This is a genomic window from Dietzia aerolata, from assembly GCF_014144865.1.
In the GTDB taxonomy this organism is placed as follows: domain Bacteria; phylum Actinomycetota; class Actinomycetes; order Mycobacteriales; family Mycobacteriaceae; genus Dietzia; species Dietzia aerolata.
This window is the reverse complement of record NZ_JAALDM010000303.1, coordinates 6503-10577: the sequence shown is the minus strand read 5'-3', so window position 1 is coordinate 10577 and position 4075 is coordinate 6503. Positions and strand designations below refer to the sequence as shown.

The following is a 4075-nucleotide window of genomic DNA, read 5'->3' as shown; positions in this document are numbered from 1 at the left end:
CCATCGCGCGCAGACGCACGCCCTCGTCCAGCGGCGCCGACCGCCACCAGCCCGGACCCGCGGCGCTCTCCCGTGCCACGCGGTGCAAGCACCGCGCCCCCGACGCCGGCCCCACCACCGCACCATCGGGGGACTCGGGCGAGACTTTCGCGGTGTCCTCCATCGGGGTCCATCATGAACCAAACCGGCCCCGATACACGCTTCGGGCGACCGTCCTTCTCCTGCGGCACCGACAGTTCGCCTAGGCTGGTGACCTGATGTTCGCGACGAGAGAAGGATCGACGCCCATGGGCAAGCTGACGACCTACCGCGACAAGCGCGCCGAACTGAAGGCCCACGCCAAGGCCCTCAAGTCCACCGCCATGACCGAGGCCAAGCTCGCGGCCAAGGAGGCGCGGGCCAAGGCCAAGGAGGCCCACCGCGTCGACCTGGCCGAAGCCAAGGAGCGCGCCAAGCTCGCCGGCAAGACCGAGGACCGCAAGCTCAAGCGCGAAGAGAAGCGGATCCGGCGCGAGGAGAAGCGCCTCGAGAAGCAGGAGAAGCTCGCGAAGAAGGCCTCCAAGCGGGACCGCAAGGCCGAGAAGGCGCTGTCCAAGCAGGAGCGCGCCACCCTCAAGCGGGAGGCCAAGCTGCACTCCAAGGACCGCAAGGCCGCCGAGAAGATCGAGGCCGCCGGCCGCAAGCACGAGTACCAGCTCGCCGAGATGGAGCTGAAGAAGCTCGAGGGCACCAAGATCGGCAAGGAAGACATGCAGCGCTGGCTGGGCCTGGCCAAGATCGCCACCCCGGTCCTGCTGCCCATGGTCTACAAGCTCGTCTCGGGCGTGCAGTCCACCGATTCGGCCGCGACCGCCGGTGCGGTGGACCTCAAGGCCGCCGGCATCAACGCCACCGGCCCCGGTGCGGCGCTCGGCGTGCGCATCGTGCGGCTCGAGCAGACCCTCGACCAGCTCGAGAAGACCCGCGGCGGCGAGCGCGAGGTCACCGACTTCATCGCCTCCACGCGCACCCGCCTGAAGGATCTGCGGGCCGCCGTCGAGGCCGCCGAGACCACCCCCACCGCCCAGCGGCGCGAGGTGCACGCCTCCATCTCCGGCGAGCTCGACCGGATCAACAAGGACATCTTCGCGCGCCTCGGGGTCAAGGCGTGACCGGACTTCGTCGGCGTGTCGGCGCCGTCACCACGGCTGCCGCGCTGGTTGGTGGCACCGGACTCGCGGCCGCTGTTCCCGGCGTGCTGATGGCACCCGCTGCGGCCGCACACTCGGTGCTGGTCTCCGTCGACCCGGCCGACGGCAGCGAGCTCGCCAACTCCCCCGAGCAGGTCGTGCTGACCTTCAACGAGGAGGTCAACCAGAACTTCGCCACGGTCGCCGTGACGGCTGGCGAGGGCAGCCCCAACCAGGTGTCCGGCGAGCCGACCGTCTCCGGTGAGACCGTCACCGCGCAGGTCGAGGACCTGGAGCCCGGCAACTACACCATCGGCTACCGCGTGACCTCCGCGGACGGGCACGTCGTCAGCGGCTCGTCGGTGTTCAGCGTCGTGGACTCCGGGGCCGCTGAGGCCGATGGTGCCGACAGCGCTGAAGGGCAGCCATCCGAGGCGGTGGACTCCGGGGCCGCGGCGTCGGACTCCGCGGAGGCATCGGACGCCTCCGACGCAGACGCCTCCGAGGCGGATGCCGAGGCCTCTGATTCCGGCGACGGATCGGGCATCAACCCGGCGATCTGGGTCGTGGGCGGCATCGCCGTCGTCCTCATCGGGGGAGCGTTCTTCCTCCTGCGCCGCGGCAACTAACCCGGCCCGGCCGGGCCGGTAGACCGACTACATCGGTTTCAGCGACTTCGGCAGCTTCATCGGTTCCATCGGATTTATCGGATTCATCGAAAAGAGTGTCCCGCACACCTCCCTCTCGGGAAACGTGTGCGGGACACTCTTTTCGTTGCGGCCTCGGCCGCCTTCAGCGTCAGCGCGTCGGCAGGAACCGCATGGCGTTGGTCGCCGGCGCGAGCATCTGCTGCCAGCGCTTGCGCGGCACGAACGACGGCCCGCTCATGTTGACCAGGCGCTGCGTGGCGATGGTCTGCGCCTCCGTGTACTTGAGCAGTCCCTCGTCACCGTGCCGACGGCCGACGCCGGAGACGCCCATTCCGCCCATCGGGCCGGCGACCGAGCCCCAGCCGGCGACGTAGCCCTCGCGGACATTGACCGTGCCGGTCCGCAGACGGGCGGCGATCTCCTCGCCCTCCGCGTCCGAGCCGGCGAACACCGAGGAGTTGAGTCCGTACTCGGTGTCGTTGGCCCTGGCGATCGCCTCGTCGACGGAGTCGACCGGGTAGATCGACACGACCGGTCCGAACGTCTCCTCCGCGTAGCAGGTCGCGTTGTCGGGAACGTCGGTGAGCAGGGTCGGCTCGTAGAACAGCGGCCCCAGGTCGGGGCGCGGGCGCCCTCCAGCGAGGACCTTCGCGCCCTTGGCGACGGCGTCATCGACGTGCGCGGTCACGGTGTCCAGCTGATCCTTCGAGATGAGGCTGCCCATCTCGGCCTCGAAGTCGTATCCCGGGCCGACGCTCATGGCCTTTACCCGCGCGGTGAGCTTCTCAGCCAGCTGCGGCGCGATTGACTTCTCCACGTAGACGCGCTCGACGGAGATGCACAGCTGACCGGAGTTGGAGAAGAAGGCGCGGGTCGCGACCTCGGCCACCTCGTCCAGGTCCGCGTCGGCGGTGACGATCATGGCGTTCTTGCCGCCGAGCTCGGCGGAGTAGCCGATGAGCCGCTCGCCGCACTGCCGACCCAGCACGCGGCCGGTCTCGGTGGAGCCGGTGAACATGAGGTAGTCGACGTTCTCGACGATCGCCCCACCGACGGTCCCTCCGGAGCCGGGCACCACCTGGAACAGGTCGCGGGGCAGTCCGGCGCGGTAGAACATGTCAGCGGCAGCGAGCGCACAGAACGGCGTGATGGAGGCGGGCTTGATCACCACGGCGTTGCCGGCGGCCAGGGCGGCCAGGGCGTCGGTTGCGGCGAGGTTGAGCGGGTAGTTCCACGGCGCGATGACGCCCACGACGCCCTTGGCGTGGCGGCGCACAACAGCCTTGGTCAGACCGGGCAGCATGCCCTGGACCCGCTTGGGGGCGAGCAGGCCCGGCGCAACGCGTGCGTAGTGGCGTGCGGTGATGAGGCAGTCGAGCACCTCTTCCTGGGCGGATGCGCGGCTCTTGCCGGTCTCGGCTTGGACGATGTCCATGAGCTCCTGGCGGTTGCGCATCACCTCCTTCGCGAAGCGCTCGAGGATGGCGACGCGGTCCTTGGGGTCACGCTCGGCCCACGCGACCTGCGCGGCACGGGCCCGCTCGACGGCGGCGCGGACGTCGTCAGCCGTACCGACGGGGATCTCGGCGAGCGGGTCGCCGGTGAACACCTCGTTGATGGCCGCGACGGGGCGGCTCGTCGGATCTGAGACAAATTCGGGAATCGCGACGAGGTCGAGAAGTCGGTCGTACACACGTGTCGTAGGACGGCTCATGTACATGAGGCTACCGGCGAGTAGCACCGTGTGGAACACGTCCCAGCTGGGCTCCCATCCACACTCATTGCCGTGCTATCCATGTGACTAACGTTTACAGTTCTGACGCACAGGTCCCGCGCCGCTTCCACAAAATCGGAGACCCCATGGCCACACCACCTTCACCGCCCGGCGGCCCCGACAACGGCAACGCACACGCCGACGCCAACAATCACGGCCAGCCCGGGCAGGGCCCCGGCGGAGCAGGACCGCAACCCCAGGGACCCCGAACACCGGGACCCGAACAGACTCAGCAGCCCGGCCCCCAGAACTCAGGCGCGCAACAGCCCGGCCCCCAGCCGGGACACCCAGGCCACGGCCGTCCCGGCCCCCAGCAATCCGGCCCATACGGTCCGGGGCCCCAGGGGCCAGGCTTCGGCCAGCCCGGCCTGGCCAACCCTGGCTTTCCCCCTCCGGGTCCGCAGGGTCCCGGCTTCGGCCAGCCCGGCTTCCAACCGAACCAGCCGGGTTTCGGTCCGCAAGGTCCAGGCCAGCCCGGTCCA

The 4075-nt window shown here is 69.6% G+C and carries 5 protein-coding genes; 3 read left to right on the top strand and 2 right to left on the bottom strand.

The features are described 5' to 3' along the window. From G6016_RS17010 to G6016_RS15430, 3 genes are all read left to right on the top strand, one after another. Nucleotides 1-245 (top strand): hypothetical protein (locus G6016_RS17010; protein ID WP_206682324.1); only part of this gene is annotated, 245 nt, incomplete at its 5' end. Nucleotides 246-287: 42 nt separating this feature from the next. Continuing rightward, nucleotides 288-1151 (top strand): DUF6474 family protein, encoded by an 864-nt coding sequence (locus tag G6016_RS15435; RefSeq protein ID WP_182633495.1) that lies wholly within the window; start codon nt 288-290, stop codon nt 1149-1151. Beyond that, nucleotides 1148-1798 (top strand): copper resistance protein CopC, encoded by a 651-nt coding sequence (locus tag G6016_RS15430; RefSeq protein ID WP_182633494.1) that lies wholly within the window; start codon nt 1148-1150, stop codon nt 1796-1798. Before G6016_RS15435 ends, G6016_RS15430 begins: the two co-directional genes overlap by 4 nt. 169 nt (nt 1799-1967) lie before the next feature. Here G6016_RS15430 and G6016_RS15425 read toward each other — a convergent pair whose 3' ends face one another. Together G6016_RS15425 and G6016_RS17575 are read right to left on the bottom strand one after the other, a co-directional pair. Beyond that, nucleotides 1968-3533, bottom strand: coding sequence for a succinic semialdehyde dehydrogenase (locus tag G6016_RS15425; protein WP_182633493.1), 1566 nt, complete (start codon nt 3531-3533; stop codon nt 1968-1970). 311 nt (nt 3534-3844) lie between these two features. Beyond that, on the bottom strand, nt 3845-4075 hold a 231-nt coding region (locus G6016_RS17575), incomplete at its 5' end, for a hypothetical protein (protein ID WP_206682323.1).